The following is an 18,844-nucleotide window of genomic DNA, read 5'->3' on the forward strand; positions in this document are numbered from 1 at the left end:
TCCGGGTTCCGGTCACGCGCGACGTTCCGGTCACGCGCGACGGCGGCGCTTGGACACGGTGAGCAGCCCCACCACGCCGACCACCAGCAGCGCCGCGGGAATCACCCGCTCCAGCCGCGGCGAACCGTCCTCCGCGACGAACTGGGCCTTCACCTCCGAGACCGAGCGGTTCACCGCGACGAAGGCACGGCCGGCCGTCCGGTCCACGGACTGGGCCGCCTTCGCCTTGGCGTCTCCGATGATCGTCTTCGGGTGTACCCGCACCCCGATCTCGTCGAGCACCACAGCGAGCTGCTTGCGCCTGCTGATGATGTCCGCCTCGATCTGCGCAGGGGTCCTGGCATCCGACACTGCGCCGCCTCCGTGGTCGTCGTCCGGTAAACCTTCGTCTGGGCCTTCGTCGACAGTCTGTCAGCTCGAACCTCCGCACACCCGACGGCACCCCTATTACCCTCGGTCCCGTCCGACCCGTGCACCACCCGAGGAGAACCACATGAGCGAGCGACTGAAGCCCGGCGACACCGCTCCCGCCTTCACCCTTCCCGACGCCGACGGCAACGAGGTGTCGCTCGCGGACCACAAGGGCCGCAAGGTCATCGTGTACTTCTACCCGGCCGCGCTTACCCCCGGATGCACCAAGCAGGCCTGCGATTTCACGGACAACCTCGACCTCCTGGCGAGCGCCGGGTACGACGTCATCGGCGTCTCGCCCGACAAGCCGGAGAAGCTCGCGAAGTTCCGCGACACGGAGAACCTCAAGGTCACCCTGGTGGGCGACCCGGCCAAGGAAACTTTGGAGGCGTACGGCGCCTTCGGCGAGAAGAAGCTCTACGGCAAAGTGGTGACGGGCGTGATCCGGTCGACCGTCGTCGTCGACGAGGACGGCAAGGTCGAGCACGCGTTCTACAACGTGAAGGCGACCGGCCACGTCGCGAAGATCATCAGGGATCTGGGCATCTGACGCCCGCCCGGCCCGGGGTTCCGGCCCCGGGCCACCCCTCGCACGATTCCGGCAATAGGGGCGATTCCGAGCGGCATCCGGCCGGAGAACGTGTTCAGATCATGTGAGGGAGATCGCATCGGCCCACGAAGTCGGTTTGCGACCGCCATGACTGCGCAGAAGCCTTTCCTGGATACACACTCCGAGGAAAGGACCCGGCCATGGCGGCCCCCGACCCCCACCAGGCGGCCGACCCCGCAGCGGTCAAGCGCCACCCCACGCTCTTCCGGGCCATCCGGAAGAGGCGGAATCCTCGGCTGCGCCGGACGGACATCACGGTCACGGACGATGCCGCGGTCAAGCGGGCCGTGAAGGCGGCCTCGCTGGGCAACGCCATGGAGTGGTTCGACTTCGGCATCTACTCCTATCTGGCCGTCACGATCGGACATGTGTTCTTCCCGTCCGGGAACGACACCACCCAGCTCCTCTCCTCCTTCGCGACCTTCGCGGTGGCCTTCCTCGTACGGCCGCTCGGCGGCATGTTCTTCGGCCCGATGGGCGACAAGGTCGGCCGCAAGAAGGTCCTCGCGCTGACGATGATCCTGATGGCGGTCGGCACGTTCGCGATCGGCCTGATCCCCTCGCACGACACGATCGGCGTATGGGCCGCGGTCCTGCTGATCTTCTTCCGGATGCTCCAGGGCTTCTCGACGGGCGGTGAGTACGGCGGCGCGTCCACGTTCATCGCCGAGTACGCCCCAGACAAGCGGCGCGGCTTCTTCGGCAGCTTCCTGGAGTTCGGCACGCTGGCGGGCTACGTCGGCGCGGCGGGCCTCGTCACGGCCCTGTACGCCCTGCTGAACGACGCGCAGATGGAGGCCTGGGGGTGGAGGATCCCGTTCCTCGTCGCGGGGCCGCTGGGTCTGGTCGGCCTCTACCTGCGACTGCGCCTGGACGAGACGCCGGCCTTCCAGAAGCTGGAGGGCGGCACGGCGCACGCGAGCGAGGCGGCGGACGGCGTCGAGTCCACGGCCAAGGGCGACCTGGCGAAGATCTTCCGGCAGTACTGGCCGACGCTGATCCTCTGCATCTGCCTGGTCGGCGCGTACAACATCACCGACTACATGCTGCTGTCGTACATGCCGACGTACCTCTCCGACGAGCTCGGCTACAGCGAGACCCACGGTCTGCTGATCCTGCTGGCGGTGATGGTGTTCCTGATGCTGATCATCAGCCAGGTCGGCAAGCTCTCCGACCGCTTCGGCCGCAAACCGCTGCTGATGACCGGGATGCTGGGCTTCCTCTTCCTCTCCCTCCCCGCGTTCCTCCTCATCCGGGTGGACGGCATCTTCCCGATCACGGTCGGCATGCTGCTGCTGGGCCTCTCCCTGGTCTGCATGCTCGGCACGATGTCGGCGGCGCTGCCGGCCCTGTTCCCGACGAACGTCCGCTACGGGTCCCTGTCGGTCGGCTACAACCTCTCCGCGTCGATCTTCGGCGGCACGACCCCGCTGGTGATCACCGCCCTGATCAGCTGGACCGGCTCCAATCTGATGCCCGCGTACTACGCGATGGCGGCGGCCCTGGTCGGCGTGATCGCGGTCGCCTGCATGAAGGAGACCGCCCAACAGCCACTGATCGGCTCCCCGCCGTCGGTCGAGACGGACGAGGAGGCGGCGGAACTGGTGCAGGCACAGGCGCCCGACCCGAAGTTCTGACCCGTTCCGCCTTTTCCACCGTTCCCACCTTGCGTACCCCCTCTGGATTCCGGACGTGACCATCCGATAAGCGGTTCGTTACTTCGTACGAGGCTGCGAACGTGCGGCCGGAGACGGAGGGGGACATGGGGAGGAGCCCGTACACACGGGAGCGGCTGGCGGAGGCCGTAGCCGCATCGACGACCTGGACCGACCTGATGCACCGACTGGGGCTGCCGGAGAACGGCGGCAGACGACGCACGCTCCAGCGGAAGGCTGCGGAGTACGGGCTGGACACCTCGCATTTCAAGCAGCGCGGCCCGTGGAAGAAGTACCCGGACTCGGCGATCGCAGCAGCGGTGAAATGCTCCACCTCGCTACGCGAGGTCGTCAACAAACTCGGTGTTCCGCCTGCCAGCGGCACCCTCTCCCACATCGGCCGCCGTATCGCCGCCGCCGGAATCGATGTCAGCCACTTTCCGGGGCTGAACCGCCCACAGACTGATCTCCCCTTCACCACCGATGAGTTACGGGCGGCAGCAGCATCGGCCGAGAGCATCCGGGGCACAGCGCGCAGCCTGGGGATACCCGACGACGGCCGGTCACGCTCGGCGCTGGCGAGCCTGCTGCGGAGGCGTGGCGTCGACACTTCACACTTTCGCAACGCGCGCCTGGCGATACCGGAGGACGCCCTGCGGCATGTGGTTCCCCCGAGCACCAGCTACGCGGACGTCATGCGGGCGCTCGGCCTCGAAGTCAATGACACCAATCATCGCCGTGTGCGACGCAAGATTGTTCAGCTGAAACTCGACACCGGCCACTTCATTCGACGCTCCTGGGCGACGCAGCAGGTGCCCGAGCCTCGCGCGGTCGCGCCGACCACCCTCATCGTCAAACCTCCCGGCTCATCCCGCACCAACCGCACACGGCTTCACCGCGCCCTGCAGGAGGTCGGTATTCCATACCGCTGTGTGTCCTGCGGCAACCCGGGCGAATGGCTGGGGCAGTCGTTCACGCTCCAGATCGATCACATCAACGGTGACTGGCTGGACAACCGGGCAGAAAACCTGCGCTACTTGTGCCCGAATTGCCACGCGCTGACAGACACGTGGTGCCGTAACCGACGGCCGAGGAGTCGGACGCGAACCTGATTCGTATGCGCGTACCGTCCCGGACGCCGTCCCGGCTAGCATGGTTGTCGGATGCGGCCGTGTCGGAATTGGCATACGAGCGGCGCTTAGAACGCCGTGGGAGAGATCCCGTGTGGGTTCGAGTCCCACCGGCCGCACCGAGAACGGCCTGCGCATCGAAACACTGATGCGCAGGCCGTTTTTCTGTCCGCCCTACCCCACCAGCTCCCGCACCACCGGCACCAACGCCCGGAACGCCTTCCCCCGGTGGCTGATCGCGTTCTTCTCCGCCGGTGTCAGCTCCGCGCAGGTCCGGGTCTCGCCCTCCGGCTGGAGGATCGGGTCGTAGCCGAAGCCGTGGCTGCCCGAAGGGGTGTGGCGCAGGGCGCCGTTCAGGCGGCCCTCGACCACGCGTTCCGTGCCGTCGGGGAGGGCCAGGGCGGCGGCGCAGGCGAAGTAGGCGCCGCGGTGTTCGTCCGCGATGTCGCCCAGCTGGGCCAGGAGCAGGTCCAGGTTGGCCTTGTCGTCGCCGTGGGTGCCGGACCAGCGGGCCGAGAAGATGCCGGGGGCGCCGCCGAGGACGTCCACGCAGAGGCCGGAGTCGTCGGCGATCGCCGGGAGGCCGGTGGCGCGGGCCAGGGCGTGGGCCTTGAGGAGCGCGTTCTCGGCGAAGGTGACGCCGGTTTCCTTGACGTCGGGGATGTCGGGGTACGCGTCCGCGCCGACGAGGTCGAGGTCGAGTCCCGCGTCGGCGAGGATGGCGTGGAGTTCGGTGATTTTCCCGGCGTTGCGGGTGGCGAGGATCAGGCGCTTCATGGGGCGATTATCGCCGTAGGGGGTGACGGGCGGCGGGCCGGTCGCGCCTCCGGCCCGCCCCTCGCCCGCGTGCTACGGGCTGCAGACCTTGCCGATCTCCGTCGCCGCGTCCGTCACCGGGGTGATGTCGGGGGTGGCGTCGCCGCGCTCGATGGACTGGCGGACGTCGGTGACGCCCGCCTGGAGGTCGTCGACGGCCTTGGAGAGGTCGGCGTTGTCCGTGGTGTCGTCGAGCTTCTTCAGCTCGCGGTCGATGTCGTCCAGGGACTCGGAGGCCTGGGTGATGTCCTCGGAGGCGCTGGAGACCGCCTGCTGGAGGTTGCCGACGCTGGTGGCGATGGCGTCGGCGGTGCGGACGCAGTCGAGCGCCTTGTCGAGGCCGGCGCAGCCCACGGCCGTGGTCAGCGTCAGCAGGGTGGCGGCGGTGGCGAGTGCGAGGCGTTGGTGGCGGCGCGAAGCCATGGTGCGGTCCCTCCCCGGGGGTCGATACGTGGACGGACGCACGGTTCGACCCGTGCGCCCGTATCCGTAACGACGCTCTGTGGTGCGTATTTGGTTGCTTCTTTACCCGGGGAGGGCGAGTCGCTACGCGTTCTGCGTGGTTGCGAGTGCGTCACGCTGGAGTGCGGCGAGGTCGACGCAGCCCGCGGTGGCGAGGTCGAGGAGTGCGCCGAGCTCCTTGCGGTCGAAGGGCGCGCCCTCGGCGGTGCCCTGGACCTCGACGAAGCGGCCGTCGCCGGTGCAGACGACGTTCATGTCGGTCTCGGCGCGGACGTCCTCCTCGTAGCAGAGGTCGAGGAGCGGGGTGCCGTCGACGATGCCGACGCTGATGGCGGCGACGGTGTCGGTGAGCGGCTTGCGGCCGGCCTTGACGATCTTCTTGCCCTGGGCCCAGGCGACGGCGTCGGCGAGGGCGACGTAGGCGCCGGTGATGGCGGCGGTACGGGTGCCGCCGTCGGCCTGGAGGACGTCGCAGTCCAGGACGATCGTGTTCTCGCCGAGGGCCTTGTAGTCGATGACCGCGCGCAGGGAACGGCCGATCAGGCGGCTGATCTCGTGCGTGCGTCCGCCGATCTTGCCGCGTACGGCTTCGCGGTCGCCTCGGGTGTTGGTGGAGCGGGGCAGCATGGAGTACTCGGCGGTGACCCAGCCTTCACCGCTGCCCTTGCGCCAGCGCGGGACGCCTTCGGTGACGGAGGCGGTGCAGAAGACTTTGGTGTCGCCGAAGGAGATGAGGACTGAGCCCTCGGCGTGCTTGCTCCAGCCGCGTTCGATGGTGACGGGGCGGAGCTGTTCGGGGGTGCGGCCGTCGATGCGAGACATGGGCCCGACTTTATCCGCTGGCGGGGGTGGCTCCGTTCGGGTGCGGTGGGCGGCCGTCCGGGGGACGTTCGGCGCCGGGCCCTTGTCCGGGTACGGCGCAGGCCCCGCACCGGGTCGGGTGCGGGGCCTGCGCGGGCGTGGGGCCGGCGTGAGGTCAGCCGGTCACATCATGTCTTCGATGTCGGCGGCGATGGGGTCCGCGTCGGTGCCGATGACGACCTGGATCGCGGTGCCCATCTTGACGACGCCGTGCGCGCCGGCGGCCTTGAGGGCGGCTTCGTCGACCTTGCTGGGGTCGTGGACCTCGGTGCGGAGGCGGGTGATGCAGCCTTCGATCTCGTCGATGTTGTCGATACCGCCGAGCCCGGCGACGATCTTCTCAGCCTTGGTGGCCATGTCCTTCTCCCTGTTTCACGCGCAGACGGCCGCCCGCTGCGGGTCCGTTTCGTCACGGTAACGCACGGTTGGCCCAACTTCGCGGGCGGGTAACCGGACGATCCCGAAAGATGACGATCACCGGCGCCCTGCCTTCGGGACGGACCCCGGACCGTGACGCAACTGGTCTACACCAGTTTGCAACGCCCGCCAAACGTGAAGTGTTCCGGGAGGACGCCCATGAGTTCGAGCGCCGCTGCGGTACCGCAGCAAAAATGGTGGAACGGACCGGTCCAGGGCCTGCAGAAGGTCGGGCGGAGCCTTCAGCTCCCGGTGGCCGTCCTCCCGGCGGCAGGCCTGCTCGTCAGCCTCGGCAACCTGTTCGGCTCCTATCTGCACGGCTCCTTCTGGGAGAAGACCGCCTCGGTCCTCCTCAACGGCGGCGGCGCGATCCTCGACGGCAAACTCGGCCTGCCGCTGCTCTTCTGCATCGGCGTGGCCATCGGCTTCGCGAAGAAGGCGGACGGCTCCACCGCTCTGGCGGCCGTGGTGGGCTTCCTCGTCTACCGCGGAGTGCTGACCGCCTTCCCCATGGACGGGACGGTCACGGACGAGCTGCCCAACGGTGAGCCGCAGAACCCGGGCGTCCTCGGCGGCATCCTCATCGGCCTGCTGACCGCGGTGGTCTGGCAGCGTTTCCACCGGACCAAGCTGGTGGACTGGCTGGGCTTCTTCAACGGACGGCGTCTGGTGCCGATCCTGATGGCCTTCCTCTGCGTGATCCTCGGCGTGCTGTTCGGGCTGCTGTGGCAGCCGGTGGGCGACGGGCTGACCTGGTTCTCGGAGCGGCTGATCAACCTCGGCTCGTGGGGCGCGGCGATCTTCGGCTTCGCGAACCGGCTGCTGATCCCGGTCGGCATGCACCAGTTCCTGAACACGTTCTTCTGGTTCCAGGCGGGCGAGTTCGTCGGGTCGGACGGCCAGACCGTGCAGGGCGACATCTCCCGGTTCTTCGCCGAGGACCCGACGGCCGGCCAGTTCACCTCGGGCTTCTTCCCGATCATGATGTTCGGCCTGCCGGCCGCGGCCCTGGCCATCACCCACACCGCGCGGCCCGAGCGCCGCAAGGAAGTGGCGGGCCTGATGGTGTCGGTGGCGCTGACCTCGTTCGTCACGGGTGTGACCGAGCCCATCGAGTTCTCGTTCATGTTCGTCGCGCCGCTGCTGTACGGCGTGCACGCGGTGCTCACCGGAGCCTCCATGGGCATCACCTGGCTGCTGGGGGTGCATGCCGGGTTCAGCTTCTCGGCCGGGTTGATCGACTACATCGTCAACTGGCATCTGGATACGAAACCCTGGCTGATCCTCCCGATCGGCGCGTGCTTCGCGGTGATCTACTACGTGGTCTTCCGCTTCGCGATCACCGCGTTCAACCTCAAGACACCGGGGCGCGAACCGGAGGAGGTCGAGAAGGAGATCGAGAAGGATTTGACGAAGTAGCAGCACACCGGGGCTTTGCCCCGGCCCCCGCAAGGCCCTCGGACCACCCGGTCCGGGGGCCTTCGGCATGTCACCGAACGTATCCCGTCTGCTACTGCGAATGAGATAGGGAATTGAAGGTTCCTTATCTAACCCTCACCGTGCTAAAACTGGTCTACACCACTGAGTGGTCCAGACCACGGCGCTCTGCCGCAGGGTCTGTCGAGTCGCCGCCTCCCCGCATCAACGACCTGGGCGGCACCGTGTCCCATGGAGGAAGTTGATGACCACGGCTGAGACCGCACCCGCGGCCGAGAAGAAGAAGGGCGCCGGCGCGATGGCCGTCATGCAGCGTATCGGCCGCAGCCTCATGCTGCCGGTCGCCGTGCTGCCGGCCGCCGCGCTCCTGGTCCGCCTCGGCGACAAAGACATGCTGGGCCGCGAGTCGTTCCCGACCTTCATCACGAAGCTCGCCGGTTACATGGCCGCAGGTGGTGGCGCGCTCCTCGACAACATGGCGCTGCTGTTCGCCGTCGGTATCGCCATCGGCTTCGCAAAGAAGTCGGACGGCTCAACCGCCCTCGCGGCCGTCACCGGCTACCTGGTCTTCAAGAACGTGCTGGCCACGTTCACGGACCCGAACCTGGACAAGATAGCCAAGGTCGTCGACGGCAAGATCGTCATGACTGAGGCACCGGTGGACGCCAAGGTCCTCGGCGGTGTCGTGATGGGTATCGTCGTCGCGCTGCTGTACCAGAAGTTCTACCGGACCAAGCTGCCCGACTGGGCCGGCTTCTTCAGCGGCCGGCGCCTGGTCCCGATCCTCTCGGCCCTCGCCGGTCTGGTCATCGGCATCGTCTTCGGTCTGATCTGGCCGGTCCTCGGCGCCGGTCTGCACAACTTCGGTGAGTGGCTCGTCGGCTCCGGCGCCGTCGGCGCGGGCATCTTCGGTGTCGCCAACCGTGCGCTGATCCCGGTCGGCATGCACCACCTGCTGAACTCCTTCCCGTGGTTCCAGGCGGGCGAGTACAACGGCAAGAACGGCGACATCGCCCGCTTCCTGGAGGGCGACCCCACCGCCGGACAGTTCATGACCGGCTTCTTCCCGATCATGATGTTCGCCCTCCCGGCGGCCTGCCTCGCGATCGTCCACTGTGCCCGCCCGGAGCGCCGCAAGGTCGTCGGCGGCATGATGTTCTCCCTCGCGCTGACCTCGTTCGTCACCGGTGTGACCGAGCCGATCGAGTTCACGTTCATGTTCATCGCCCCGGTGCTGTACGCGATCCACGCGGTGCTGACCGGTGTGTCGATGGCCCTGACCTGGGCGCTCGGCATGAAGGACGGCTTCGGCTTCTCGGCCGGTCTGGTCGACTTCCTGCTGAACCTCGGTATCGCGTCGAAGCCCTGGCTGCTGGTCCTGGTCGGCCTCTGCTTCGCGGTGATCTACTACGTGATCTTCCGCTTCGCGATCACCAAGTTCAACCTCCCGACCCCGGGCCGGGAGTCGGACGAGGAGCTCGCCGAGCTGCAGAAGGCCGAGGCGAAGTAGCCTCCGCCTCTACCCGTACGTACACCTCACCCGTACGTACATACGCCGGAGCCCCCGCTCCCCGAGGATGTCTCTCGGGGGCGGGGGCTCCGGTGTGCGGCAGCCGCCTGTCGTACGGTCGCGTCAGCCCTGCCGTACGGGCACGTCCAGCCGGTAGATCTGGCGGGAGCCGCCCTCCGGGCCCGGGCCGGTCGGCTCGCCGGGGCGGAAGCCGAGCCTCTCGTAGAAGACGCGGGCCCCGCTCGTCACGGCCCCGGGGTGGTCGGGGCCGAAGGTGACCACCTCGACGGTGCCGGGCCCGGTGACGTACCGGCGCATCGCTTCCGCCATCAGCAGGCGGCCCACGCCCGCGCCCCGGGTGCGCTCGGAGGTGACGAGCCAGTGCACGTGGTACGTGGGCGGCTCGGCGCCGAACAGCAGACCGCCGACCGGGCCGGGCGCGTCGGCGGGCTCGGTGGACTCCATGGACTCGGCGACCAGGGCCGCCCCGTCACGGATGTGGGCGTTCACCGCCCGGTGGAAGCCCGGCTCCTCGACCATCGGCCCGAACCAGTGCTCGACCTGGGACGCCAGGGTCAGGAAGCCGTCGAGATCGCCCTCCCGGGCGGGTCTGATCGTGATCATCCCGGGAGTCTCGCAGAGCGGGCCGCGGTCCGGCGGCCGGCTCTCAGATCTCGTACACCGCGCCCGGAGCCGCCAGCTCCACCGGGCCCGGGTAGACCGCGCGGGCGTCGGCGACGTTGCGGTCGGCGTCGGTCCACGGCGGGATGTGGGTGAGGACGAGCCGGCGCACTCCGGCGCGGGCCGCCGCCTCGCCGGCCTCGCGGCCGTTCAGGTGCAGGTCGGGGATGTCCTCCTTGCCGTCGACGAACGACGCCTCGCAGAGGAACAGGTCCGCGTCCCGGGCCAGGTCCTCCAGCGCGTCGCAGGTCCCCGTGTCGCCGGAGTAGACGAGGGAGGAGCCGCCGTGCTCGATCCGGATGCCGAAGGTGTCGACCGGGTGGCAGACCTTCTCCGTACGGACCGAGAAGGGGCCGATCTCGAAGGATCCCGACTTGAGGGTGTGGAAGTCGAAGACCTCGCTCATCGCCCGGTCGGACGGGGTGTCGCCGTGGGCGGCGGTCAGGCGCTGCTCGGTGCCCTCGGGGCCGTAGACCGGGAGGGGGACGGGGCGGGCGCCGTCGTGCCGGTAGTAGCGCACGACGAAATACGCGCACATGTCGATGCAGTGGTCGGCGTGCAGATGGCTGAGGAAGATCGCGTCGAGGTCGTAGAGACCGACGTGGCGCTGCAGCTCGCCGAGGGCGCCGTTGCCCATGTCGAGGAGCAGCCGGAAGCCGTCGGCCTCTACGAGGTAGCTCGAGCATGCCGAACCCGTGGACGGGAACGAGCCGGAGCAGCCGACGACGGTGAGCTTCATGGAGCGTGAACCTCCGAGACGTGGGAACGGGGAGGGTTCGTGCGATTCCGCCGGAGCTTCGTACGGTTCCTGCGGTTCCCGCGGGACGGGTTTTGCGGTTTGTCGAGCGTAAGGCGCGAAACTCCACGTCGCTCCTCCGCTGCCCTCCGTTGTGGGGGAACTCACCTGCTCTGTCACCGGTTCGATGGAAGCGCGCCCACGGGTACGGTCGGTGGATGGACACGATCTGGTGGGTGGCGCTGGTCGCCGTGGTTCTGCTCGCGCTCGTCGCCGCGGTGGTGGACGGGCGGGGGCGCTCGGACCGCGGGCCGCGTTCGCGGCGGCCCCGGCAGCCGGCCGGGTCGACCCGGCCGTCGTCGCGGCCCTCGCGGCCGTCGCGGCCTTCAGCCCCGGAAGGGCGGGCGCCGCGGGCCGGTGAGGTGTGGTGGGCCGATGTGCCGTACGAGGACGGGCCCGGGTCGAAGGACCGGCCGTGTCTGGTGATCTCGGTACGGGGGCGGGGCCGGGGGCGTACGGCGCTGGTCGCCAAGATCACCAGCAAGCATCACGAGGAGCGGCCCGGGGTGATCGCGCTGCCCGCCGGGACGGTGGGGGATCAGCGGGGGCGGCAGAGCTTTCTGGAGACGGATGAGCTGCGCGAGGTCCGGCTCGCCGGGTTTCGGCGGCGGGTGGGGGCGGTGGATGCGGAGCTGTGGGAGCGCGTGCGGGGGTTGGGGGCGGGGTGAGGGCGGGGCCCTTTCGGGGCGCTGCCCCGGGCCCCGCTCCTCAATCGCCGGAGGGGCTTGAAGGTGCGCCCGGACGGGCTTGAAAGGATGTCCTCAAACGCCGGACGGGCTGGGAGGTGCGCCCGGACGGGCTTGAAGGAAAGATGTCCTCAAGCGCCGGACGGGCTGGGTCTACCCCGGACGGGCTGGGTTTGCCACCGGACGGGCTGGGTTTGCCACCGGACGGGCTGGGTTTGCCCCGGGCGGGCTGGGTGGGGTTACGCCCAGAGTTGGCCCTGGAGGGTTTCGATCGCTGCTTCTGTCGTCTCCGCCGTGTAGACGCCCGTCGACAGGTACTTCCAGCCGCCGTCCGCCACCACGAAGACGATGTCGGCGCTCTCCCCCGCCTTGACCGCCTTGTTGCCCACGCCGATCGCCGCGTGAAGTGCGGCGCCGGTGGAGACGCCCGCGAAGATGCCCTCCTGCTGGAGGAGTTCGCGGGTGCGGGTGACCGCGTCGGCGGAGCCGACCGAGAAGCGGGTGGTGAGGACCGAGGCGTCGTAGAGCTCGGGGACGAAGCCCTCGTCGAGGTTGCGGAGGCCGTAGACCAGGTCGTCGTAGCGGGGTTCGGCGGCGACGATCTGGATGCCGGGGCGGTTCTCCCGGAGGTAGCGGCCGACGCCCATGAGGGTGCCGGTGGTGCCGAGGCCCGCGACGAAGTGCGTGATGGACGGGAGGTCGGTGAGGATCTCGGGTCCGGTGGTGGCGTAGTGGGCGCCCGCGTTGTCCGGGTTGCCGTACTGGTAGAGCATCACCCAGTCCGGGTGCTCGGCCGACAGTTCCTTCGCGACGCGTACGGCGGTGTTGGAGCCGCCCGCGGCCGGGGAGGAGATGATCTCGGCGCCCCACATGGCGAGCAGGTCGCGCCGCTCCTGGGAGGTGTTCTCCGGCATGACGCAGACGATGCGGTAGCCCTTGAGCTTGGCCGCCATGGCGAGCGAGATGCCAGTGTTGCCGCTGGTGGGCTCCAGGATGGTGCAGCCGGGGGTGAGCCGGCCGTCCTTCTCGGCCTGTTCGACCATGTGGAGCGCCGGGCGGTCCTTGATCGAGCCGGTGGGGTTGCGGTCCTCCAGCTTGGCCCAGATGCGGACGTCCTCGGACGGGGACAGCCGCGGGAGGCGGACGAGGGGGGTGTTCCCCACGGCCGCCAGCGGGGAGTCGTACCGCATCAGCGCATGCCGCCGGCGACGGCCGGAAGGATCGTGACGTTGTCGCCGTCGCTGAGCTTGGTGGAGATGCCGTCGAGGAAGCGGACGTCCTCGTCGTTGAGGTAGACGTTTACGAAGCGGCGGAGCTGTTCGCCGTCGACAATGCGCTCACGGATGCCGGTGTGGCGGCTCTCCAGGTCGGCGAAGAGGTCGGCGAGGGTGTCCCCGTTGCCTTCGACGGCCTTCGCGCCGTCGGTGTAGGTGCGGAGGATGGTCGGGATGCGGACCTCGATGGCCATGGCGTGGGCTCCTGTCGAAAGCGGAGTGGTGGCGTGGGGCGCGCGTTTCTGCCCCCGCGCAGGGGGTGGTGCGTGTGGGTGGGCGCGCGGACCGCGGCTCAGGCCGGGCGGCTCACGGGCAGGCTGCGGTGGGACAGATCGCGCTGGCGAGCCTGCACAGGTCGACGTGCAGCCGCGCGACGAGCAGCGTGCCCGGCGTCTTGTTGCTCACGTCATGGGGAACCATGCGGGCATCGTATCGATTCCCTGTGCGGAAACCCGAGTACCGTCCCGCATGGTGGATGCTCGGCGACCGCTATGTGGACTTCTGCTGCCGGGCGTGGTCCTGCGGTAGGTAGACCACCGTGGGTGCGCCGGTCTTCGGGTGGGTGCTGACCTCGGCGGCCACGCCGTACACCTCGCTCAGCAGCTCGGCCGTGAGGACCTTCTCCGGAGTGCCGGAGGCGACGACGCGGCCGTCCTTGAGGACGTAGAGGCGGTCGCAGTAGTACGCGGCGAGGTTGAGGTCGTGCAGGGCAAGGAGGTTGGTGGTGCCGAGGTCGCGGACCAGGGAGAGGATCTCCAGCTGGTAGCGGATGTCCAGGTGGTTGGTCGGCTCGTCCAGGACGACGAGCGAGGGCTGCTGGACCAGGGCGCGGGCGACCAGGGCGCGCTGGCGTTCGCCGCCGGAGAGGGAGGCGAACGTACGGGGTTCGAGTGCGGCGATGCCGACCCGGGCGAGGGCCTCGGTGACGAGGGCGGTGTCGGCGGCGGTGTCCGCCTCCCAGAACCGCTTGTGCGGGGCGCGGCCCATCGCGACGACCTGGCCGACGGTGAGCTCGAATCCGGCGTGGCCGTCCTGCGGGACGGTGGCGATGCGCTGGGCGCGGGCCTTCACGGGGAGGGTGGCGAGGTCGTCGCCGTCGAGGAGGACGCGGCCGTGGGTGGGGCGCAGGGTGCCGTAGACGCAGCGAAGCAGGGTGGTCTTGCCACTGCCGTTGGGGCCGACGAGGCCGACGGTCTCGCCGTCGGCGGCGGTGAGGTCGACGGCGTCGACGAGGTGGCGGCCCTCGCCGATGCCGTACGAGAGGCCCTCGGTGCGCAGGGTGGTCACGGGCGGGCTCCCTCGGCGGAACGTACGTGTGTCGTCGTGCGGGTGCTCCGGACGGAGAAGAGCCTCATGCCGGTGCTCCGGACGGGAAAGGGCCCCATGGCGGTACTCCGGACGGAGAAAGGCCTCATGCCGGTGCTCCGGACAGGAACTGGCCTCATGCCGGTGCTCCCTCGGGCCTGCGGCGCAGCATCCACAGGAAGAACGGGCCGCCGGTGAGGGCCGTGAGCACGCCGACCGGGATGTCCTGCGGGGCGGCGAGCGTCCGGGCGGCCAGGTCGGCGAGGACCAGGAACACCGCCCCGCCGAGCGCGACCACGGGCAGCAGTGCGCGGTGTGCGGCGCCGACGGCCATCCGGGCCATGTGCGGGACCATCAGGCCGACGAAGCCGATGGCCCCGCTGTACGCGACGAGCACTCCGGTCATCAGGGAGGCGAGGACGAAGACGGCGGCCCGGAAGCGGGCGGTGTCGAGGCCGAGGACGGTGGCGCCCTCCTCCCCCACCAGGAGCAGGTCGAGCGGCCGGGCCAGGGTGAGGAGTACGGCGGTGCCGACGACCAGGGTGACCGCGGGGAGCGCGAGCATGTCCCAGCGGGCCGAGCCGAGGCCGCCGAGGGTCCAGTAGAGGACTTCCTGGAGGTGGTCGGCGCGGGCGGAGGTGACCAGGATCAGGCTGGTCAGGGCGGACAGGACGTAGGAGACGGCGACCCCGGCGAGGACGAGCCGGTTGGTGGTGAGGCCGCCCCCGCCGCGCGCCAGGGTGTAGACGAGCAGCAGCGAGAGCAGCGCTCCGGCGAAGGCGGCGGCCGGGATCGTGACGGTGGTGGCGAGGGTGGCGCCGATGCCGAGGACGATCACCAGGACCGCGCCGGTGGAGGCTCCGGAGGAGACGCCGAGGAGGAACGGGTCGGCGAGCTGGTTGCGTACGAGGGCCTGGAGGACGGTGCCGATGACGGCGAGTCCGGCGCCGACGACGATGCCGAGCAGCACCCGGGGCAGCCGGACGTCCAGGACGATCGTGCGGAAGGGGCTCGCCTCGGCCCGCCCGGTCAGGATGTCGAGGACCTGGCCGGGCGGGATGCGGACGGAGCCGAGGGCGAGGGCGGCGAGCACGGCGGCGGCCAGGAGCGCGGCGAGGACGCCGAGCACCAGGACGTAACCGAGCGGCCGCCGCGGTGCGGAGGCGCGGCAGCTCACGGGGTGGTGGCCGCCTTGACCGCCTCCGGGTGGAGCTGGGCCGCGAGCTTGTCGACGGCGGCGGGGACGCGGACGCCGAGGACCGCGTCGGAGAGCGGCATGACGGCGAAGCGCTTGTTCTTGACGGCGGGGACGTCGGCGAGGGCCGGGTCGGTCAGGAGGCGCTTCTTCTTCTGTTCGACGGTGGTGGCGCCGTAGTCGTAGATCACGATGACCTCGGGCTTGCGGGCGACGACGTTCTCCCAGGAGGCGTCGCCGAAGGGCTTGTCGAGGTCGGCGAAGATGTTGGTGCCGCCGGCCCGCTCGATCAGCTCGTTGCCGATGCCCTCGCCGCCCGCGGTGAAGGCGGTCTTGTCCCCGCTGTCGTAGACGAAGACGGGCAGCGGCTCGATGTCCTTGAGCTTCTTCGCGGTCGCCTCGTTGTCGGCCTTCGCCTGCTTGATCCAGGCCTCGGCGCGGTCGGGGACGCCGAAGGTGCGGCCGACCTCGCGGATCTCCTCGTAGAGGGTGTCCATGGGCTGGTCGCCCTTGGTGCAGCTCTCGGTGTTGAGGCGGGTCTCGATGCCGGACTTCTCGAACGCCTCGCGGCCGCGGCCGTCGCCCGCGGTGAAGGCGCTGCCGTAGCCGCCGTAGACGAAGTCGGGGTTGGCGGCGAGGACCTGCTCGTAGGAGGGGTACTCCTTGGCGAGGACGGGGACGGAGGCGTAGTCCTTCGCGTACTTCGGCAGGACCTGGTCGTCGAGGTAGGCGGTGCCGACGAGGGAGCTCTTCAGGCCCAGTTCCAGCATGATCTCGGTGACGTGCTGGTTCATGGTCACGACGCGCTTCGGCGGGGCCTCGTACGTGGTGGTGACGCCGCAGTTCTTGACGGTGTACGGGAAGCCGTCGCTCTTGGCCGCGGCCTTGTCCCCGGTGGCGGTGTCGCCGTCGGAGGAGCTGGAGCAGGCGGTGAGGGCGAGCGGGAGCAGCACGGCGGCGGCTATGAGCGCGGGGGTGCGCCGGGACATGGCGGGGCCTCTCCGGGGGATTTCCGCGTCCCCTGGTCGATGCGAGAAGGCGGCGGGCCAGTTCCTGGCTTCCGGGCCGCCCTCCGGTGCGGAGGGATCCGTACGGGAGGGGGCCCGGTCACAGTGGCGGGACCGTGCCGGATTCGCACCGGCTTCCTGGTTCCTGCTGCCTTGTGGTCGGGTCTGGGGTGCAGTGTGCCAGACCCGTGCGGCGGGTCCGCGAGCTGCCCGGGTGCTCAGTACGCCTCGACGACCTGCACGTCTTCCTCGGTGATCTCGCCGTCCACGATGCGGTACGAGCGGAACTGGAAGGGGCCGGAGCCGTCGGTGTCGGCGGTGGAGACGAGGACGTAGTGGGCGCCGGGCTCGTTGGCGTACGTCACGTCGGTGCGGGAGGGGTAGGCCTCGGTCGCCGTGTGCGAGTGGTAGACGATCACGGGCTCCTCGTCGCGGTCGTCCATCTCGCGGTACAGCTTGAGGAGGTCGGCCGAGTCGAACTCGTAGAACGTGGGCGAGCGGGCGGCGTTGAGCATCGGGATGAAGCGCTCGGGGCGGTCCGTCCCGGCCGGGCCCGCGACCACTCCGCACGCCTCGTCGGGGTGGTCGGCGCGGGAGTGGGCGACGATCTGGTCGTAGAGCGTCTGGGTGATGGTCAGCATGGCGCCAGGATATGCAGGCAGGCCCCCGCGTACCGGTGGGTGGTACGCGGGGGCCCGCATGCTGGACGCCGTCGGCCTTTGGGGAGGCCGGGGGCGGTCCGGGAGGAAGGGGGCGGTGTGGGGCCCGCCGCCCGGGTCAGCGGGTGCCGGAGGTGGCCTTCCCGGTCTCCTCCGGGGTGCGCGCCTGGAGCACCCGGTAGGAGACGAAGAGGATGAGCGCCCACAGCGGTGCGCAGTACAGCGAGATCCTGGCGTCCTCGTCGATCGCCATCATCACGATGACCATGCCGATGAAGGCGAGCGCGAACCAGCTCGTGTACGGGGCGCCGGGGGCCTTGAACGAGGACTGCGGCAGCATGCCCGCGTCGGCCAGGCGGCGGTAGCGGATCTGGCTGATCAGGATCATGATCCAGGCCCACATGCCGGAGATGGTCGCGAAGGAGACGACGTAGTTGAACGCCTCGCCCGGCCACTGGTAGTTGATCCACACGCCGACGAGCATCAGGGCGGCGGAGAACGTGGTGCCCACCAGCGGCAGGCCGTTCTTCGTCAGCTTGGTGAAGGCCCGGGGGCCCTGGCCGTTGAGGGCGAGGTCGCGGAGCATGCGGCCGGTGGAGTACATGCCGGAGTTGCAGGAGGAGAGCGCCGCGGTGAGGACGACGAAGTTGACGATGGCGGCGCCGACGCCGAGGCCCATCTCCTCGAAGGCCTTCACGAACGGCGAGACGCCGGGCTTGAAGGTGGACCACGGCACGACCGACAGGATCATGATGAGCGCGCCGACGTAGAAGACGGCGATGCGCCACGGCACGGTGTTGATGGCCTTGGGCAGCACGGTCTTGGGGTCCTTGGACTCCCCGGCGGTGACGCCGACGAGTTCCACGGCGAGGAAGGCGAACATGACGATCTGGAGCGTCATGAGCGTGCCGGTGATGCCGTTCGGGAAGAAGCCGCCGTCGTTCCAGAGGTTGGAGACGGTCGCGGTGTCGCCGGCGTCGGAGAACCCGACGGTGAGGACGCCCGCGCAGATCAGGATCATGCCGATGATGGCGGTGACCTTGACCATGGAGAACCAGAACTCCAGCTCACCGAAGAGCTTCACGGAGATCAGGTTCGCGCCGTACAGAATGACGGTGAACACCAGGGCGGACAGCCACTGCGGAATGTTCCACCAGTACGTCATATAGGTGGCCGCGGCGGTGACTTCGGTGATTCCGGTGACGACCCAGAAGAGCCAGTACGTCCAGCCGGTCACGAATCCGAAGAACGGGCCGATGAATTCCCGCGCGTACTCCGAGAAGGAGCCGGACACGGGGCGGTACATGAGGAGTTCGCCCAGTGCCCGCATGATGAAGAAGATGACCAGGCCCGCGATGACGTAGGCCAGGATGAGGCTGGGCCCGGCCCGGTCGATGGCTTTGCCCGCGCCGAGGAAGAGCCCGGTGCCGATGGCTCCGCCGATGGCGATCATCTGAATCTGACGAGCTCCCAGACCGCGCTGGTATCCCTCGCCACTGGTCCCGGCGTCCCCGGCGTCGCCGCCGGGCTGACCCTTGTCGACCTGTCCCTCGTCGACCTGCGCCGATGTCATGGTGGTGCGCCTTTCTCCACGCCGATCCGCGCCGTGACGGCTGCGGATCAGGTCCTGATCCCCCCGGATATGGATGGAGTGCGACCGGCGTTCGGCCGGTTTGTAGCGCCCCCGGGAACAGGGGTGGCGTCCCCGGGCGGTCGTGAAGATTTATCACGGCCGTCACGGGACACTGTGGGACATTCTGTGGCGCACGCCACAGGGAAAAGCGGACAAGGGGTTCCGTACGCCACGAATGCCACCTGTCACTTGGTGCGATCGTTATACGGATCTGAGCGTCCGTTGAGCGAACGGAGCGGCCCCTCCGGCGGCACGAAGGAGCCGCGAAGGGGCCGTGGAAGGACTGTGCGGGAAGGGCC

General features: G+C 69.3%; 21 protein-coding genes, 1 tRNA gene and 1 riboswitch. Of the genes, 7 read left to right on the top strand and 15 right to left on the bottom strand.

Features of this window, described 5'->3' with window-relative positions:
* Positions 1-30: 30 nt before the first annotated feature.
* Positions 31-351, bottom strand: coding sequence for a DUF3618 domain-containing protein (locus G3I54_RS37200; protein ID WP_164621533.1), 321 nt, complete (start codon positions 349-351; stop codon positions 31-33).
* 142 nt (positions 352-493) lie between these two features.
* On the opposite strand from G3I54_RS37200, the gene bcp reads away from it, so the two are divergent.
* The 4 genes from bcp (at position 494) to G3I54_RS37220 (ending at position 3,925) form a co-directional block, all read left to right on the top strand.
* Positions 494-961, top strand: a complete 468-nt coding sequence (gene bcp / locus G3I54_RS37205) for a thioredoxin-dependent thiol peroxidase (RefSeq protein WP_164621535.1) — start codon at positions 494-496, stop codon at positions 959-961.
* A 200-nt stretch (positions 962-1,161) separates the two neighbouring features.
* Positions 1,162-2,658 carry a glycine betaine/L-proline transporter ProP gene (gene proP, locus G3I54_RS37210; protein ID WP_164621537.1) on the top strand — a complete coding sequence of 499 codons (1,497 nt, stop codon included), beginning with the start codon at positions 1,162-1,164 and terminating at the stop codon, positions 2,656-2,658.
* A 125-nt stretch (positions 2,659-2,783) separates the two neighbouring features.
* The gene (locus G3I54_RS37215; protein WP_164621539.1) at positions 2,784-3,788 is read left to right on the top strand and encodes an HNH endonuclease; all 1,005 of its coding nucleotides are present in this window, start codon (positions 2,784-2,786) and stop codon (positions 3,786-3,788) included.
* Positions 3,789-3,841: 53 nt separating this feature from the next.
* Positions 3,842-3,925, top strand: a tRNA-Leu gene (locus tag G3I54_RS37220).
* A 55-nt stretch (positions 3,926-3,980) separates the two neighbouring features.
* On the opposite strand, the gene rdgB is transcribed toward G3I54_RS37220, so the two are convergent.
* From rdgB to G3I54_RS37240, 4 genes are all read right to left on the bottom strand, one after another.
* Positions 3,981-4,583, bottom strand: coding sequence for an RdgB/HAM1 family non-canonical purine NTP pyrophosphatase (gene rdgB / locus G3I54_RS37225; RefSeq protein ID WP_164621548.1), 603 nt, complete (start codon positions 4,581-4,583; stop codon positions 3,981-3,983).
* Positions 4,584-4,655: 72 nt separating this feature from the next.
* Positions 4,656-5,045 (bottom strand): hypothetical protein, encoded by a 390-nt coding sequence (locus tag G3I54_RS37230; protein WP_164621550.1) that lies wholly within the window; start codon positions 5,043-5,045, stop codon positions 4,656-4,658.
* Positions 5,046-5,168: 123 nt separating this feature from the next.
* A complete protein-coding gene (gene rph, locus G3I54_RS37235; RefSeq protein WP_003968867.1) occupies positions 5,169-5,906 on the bottom strand; it encodes a ribonuclease PH in 738 nt (245 codons plus the stop codon).
* 162 nt (positions 5,907-6,068) lie between these two features.
* Positions 6,069-6,302 carry a PTS glucose/sucrose transporter subunit IIB gene (locus G3I54_RS37240; RefSeq protein ID WP_010062050.1) on the bottom strand — a complete coding sequence of 78 codons (234 nt, stop codon included), beginning with the start codon at positions 6,300-6,302 and terminating at the stop codon, positions 6,069-6,071.
* Between the two features lie 219 nt (positions 6,303-6,521).
* Here G3I54_RS37240 and G3I54_RS37245 point away from each other — a divergent pair, with 219 nt between their 5' ends.
* Both G3I54_RS37245 and G3I54_RS37250 read left to right on the top strand, forming a co-directional pair.
* The gene (locus tag G3I54_RS37245; protein ID WP_164621552.1) at positions 6,522-7,781 is read left to right on the top strand and encodes a PTS transporter subunit EIIC; all 1,260 of its coding nucleotides are present in this window, start codon (positions 6,522-6,524) and stop codon (positions 7,779-7,781) included.
* 262 nt (positions 7,782-8,043) lie between these two features.
* Positions 8,044-9,309 carry a PTS transporter subunit EIIC gene (locus G3I54_RS37250; RefSeq protein ID WP_164621554.1) on the top strand — a complete coding sequence of 422 codons (1,266 nt, stop codon included), beginning with the start codon at positions 8,044-8,046 and terminating at the stop codon, positions 9,307-9,309.
* 123 nt (positions 9,310-9,432) lie between these two features.
* Here G3I54_RS37250 and G3I54_RS37255 read toward each other — a convergent pair whose 3' ends face one another.
* Both G3I54_RS37255 and G3I54_RS37260 read right to left on the bottom strand, forming a co-directional pair.
* A complete protein-coding gene (locus G3I54_RS37255) occupies positions 9,433-9,933 on the bottom strand; it encodes a GNAT family N-acetyltransferase (protein ID WP_203687711.1) in 501 nt (166 codons plus the stop codon).
* Positions 9,934-9,976: 43 nt separating this feature from the next.
* Positions 9,977-10,729 carry an MBL fold metallo-hydrolase gene (locus tag G3I54_RS37260; RefSeq protein ID WP_164621557.1) on the bottom strand — a complete coding sequence of 251 codons (753 nt, stop codon included), beginning with the start codon at positions 10,727-10,729 and terminating at the stop codon, positions 9,977-9,979.
* Positions 10,730-10,944: 215 nt separating this feature from the next.
* On the opposite strand from G3I54_RS37260, the gene G3I54_RS37265 reads away from it, so the two are divergent.
* Entirely contained in the window at positions 10,945-11,454 is a 510-nt protein-coding gene (locus tag G3I54_RS37265; RefSeq protein ID WP_164621559.1) for a type II toxin-antitoxin system PemK/MazF family toxin, read from the top strand.
* A 257-nt stretch (positions 11,455-11,711) separates the two neighbouring features.
* On the opposite strand, the gene G3I54_RS37270 is transcribed toward G3I54_RS37265, so the two are convergent.
* The 8 genes from G3I54_RS37270 to G3I54_RS37300 form a co-directional block, all read right to left on the bottom strand.
* A complete protein-coding gene (locus G3I54_RS37270; RefSeq protein ID WP_128847410.1) occupies positions 11,712-12,662 on the bottom strand; it encodes a cysteine synthase in 951 nt (316 codons plus the stop codon).
* Positions 12,662-12,940, bottom strand: coding sequence for a MoaD/ThiS family protein (locus tag G3I54_RS37275; protein WP_006124874.1), 279 nt, complete (start codon positions 12,938-12,940; stop codon positions 12,662-12,664). The genes G3I54_RS37270 and G3I54_RS37275 overlap by 1 nt, the downstream gene beginning before the upstream one ends.
* A gap of 112 nt (positions 12,941-13,052) precedes the next feature.
* A complete protein-coding gene (locus G3I54_RS40225) occupies positions 13,053-13,166 on the bottom strand; it encodes a putative leader peptide (RefSeq protein WP_319099102.1) in 114 nt (37 codons plus the stop codon).
* A 69-nt stretch (positions 13,167-13,235) separates the two neighbouring features.
* Positions 13,236-14,033, bottom strand: a complete 798-nt coding sequence (locus tag G3I54_RS37280; RefSeq protein ID WP_164621561.1) for an ABC transporter ATP-binding protein — start codon at positions 14,031-14,033, stop codon at positions 13,236-13,238.
* Positions 14,034-14,187: 154 nt separating this feature from the next.
* A complete protein-coding gene (locus tag G3I54_RS37285; protein ID WP_164621563.1) occupies positions 14,188-15,228 on the bottom strand; it encodes an iron ABC transporter permease in 1,041 nt (346 codons plus the stop codon).
* Positions 15,225-16,235: an ABC transporter substrate-binding protein gene (locus tag G3I54_RS37290; protein WP_164621565.1), complete on the bottom strand. Its 1,011-nt coding sequence runs from the start codon at positions 16,233-16,235 to the stop codon at positions 15,225-15,227. Before G3I54_RS37290 ends, G3I54_RS37285 begins: the two co-directional genes overlap by 4 nt.
* A gap of 58 nt (positions 16,236-16,293) precedes the next feature.
* Positions 16,294-16,397: riboswitch (cobalamin riboswitch) on the bottom strand.
* Positions 16,398-16,471: 74 nt separating this feature from the next.
* A complete protein-coding gene (locus G3I54_RS37295; RefSeq protein ID WP_030087623.1) occupies positions 16,472-16,894 on the bottom strand; it encodes a M67 family metallopeptidase in 423 nt (140 codons plus the stop codon).
* 136 nt (positions 16,895-17,030) lie between these two features.
* Positions 17,031-18,485 carry an amino acid permease gene (locus tag G3I54_RS37300; RefSeq protein WP_164621567.1) on the bottom strand — a complete coding sequence of 485 codons (1,455 nt, stop codon included), beginning with the start codon at positions 18,483-18,485 and terminating at the stop codon, positions 17,031-17,033.
* Positions 18,486-18,844: the final 359 nt, after the last annotated feature.

This window comes from Streptomyces sp. SID14515, from assembly GCF_010548505.1.
Lineage (GTDB): Bacteria > Actinomycetota > Actinomycetes > Streptomycetales > Streptomycetaceae > Streptomyces > Streptomyces caviscabies.

Excerpts from the sequence above, each read along its gene's own strand:
- bcp (WP_164621535.1), top strand. The coding sequence starts at position 494 with ATGAGCGAGCGACTGAAGCCCGGCGACACCGCTCCCGCCTTCACCCTT.
- proP (WP_164621537.1), top strand. The coding sequence starts at position 1,162 with ATGGCGGCCCCCGACCCCCACCAGGCGGCCGACCCCGCAGCGGTCAAG.
- G3I54_RS37215 (WP_164621539.1), top strand. The coding sequence starts at position 2,784 with ATGGGGAGGAGCCCGTACACACGGGAGCGGCTGGCGGAGGCCGTAGCC.
- rdgB (WP_164621548.1), bottom strand. The coding sequence starts at position 4,583 with ATGAAGCGCCTGATCCTCGCCACCCGCAACGCCGGGAAAATCACCGAA.
- G3I54_RS37230 (WP_164621550.1), bottom strand. The coding sequence starts at position 5,045 with ATGGCTTCGCGCCGCCACCAACGCCTCGCACTCGCCACCGCCGCCACC.
- rph (WP_003968867.1), bottom strand. The coding sequence starts at position 5,906 with ATGTCTCGCATCGACGGCCGCACCCCCGAACAGCTCCGCCCCGTCACC.
- G3I54_RS37240 (WP_010062050.1), bottom strand. The coding sequence starts at position 6,302 with ATGGCCACCAAGGCTGAGAAGATCGTCGCCGGGCTCGGCGGTATCGAC.
- G3I54_RS37245 (WP_164621552.1), top strand. The coding sequence starts at position 6,522 with ATGAGTTCGAGCGCCGCTGCGGTACCGCAGCAAAAATGGTGGAACGGA.
- G3I54_RS37250 (WP_164621554.1), top strand. The coding sequence starts at position 8,044 with ATGACCACGGCTGAGACCGCACCCGCGGCCGAGAAGAAGAAGGGCGCC.
- G3I54_RS37255 (WP_203687711.1), bottom strand. The coding sequence starts at position 9,933 with ATGATCACGATCAGACCCGCCCGGGAGGGCGATCTCGACGGCTTCCTG.
- G3I54_RS37260 (WP_164621557.1), bottom strand. The coding sequence starts at position 10,729 with ATGAAGCTCACCGTCGTCGGCTGCTCCGGCTCGTTCCCGTCCACGGGT.
- G3I54_RS37265 (WP_164621559.1), top strand. The coding sequence starts at position 10,945 with ATGGACACGATCTGGTGGGTGGCGCTGGTCGCCGTGGTTCTGCTCGCG.
- G3I54_RS37270 (WP_128847410.1), bottom strand. The coding sequence starts at position 12,662 with ATGCGGTACGACTCCCCGCTGGCGGCCGTGGGGAACACCCCCCTCGTC.
- G3I54_RS37275 (WP_006124874.1), bottom strand. The coding sequence starts at position 12,940 with ATGGCCATCGAGGTCCGCATCCCGACCATCCTCCGCACCTACACCGAC.
- G3I54_RS40225 (WP_319099102.1), bottom strand. The coding sequence starts at position 13,166 with ATGGTTCCCCATGACGTGAGCAACAAGACGCCGGGCACGCTGCTCGTC.
- G3I54_RS37290 (WP_164621565.1), bottom strand. The coding sequence starts at position 16,235 with ATGTCCCGGCGCACCCCCGCGCTCATAGCCGCCGCCGTGCTGCTCCCG.
- G3I54_RS37295 (WP_030087623.1), bottom strand. The coding sequence starts at position 16,894 with ATGCTGACCATCACCCAGACGCTCTACGACCAGATCGTCGCCCACTCC.
- G3I54_RS37300 (WP_164621567.1), bottom strand. The coding sequence starts at position 18,485 with ATGACATCGGCGCAGGTCGACGAGGGACAGGTCGACAAGGGTCAGCCC.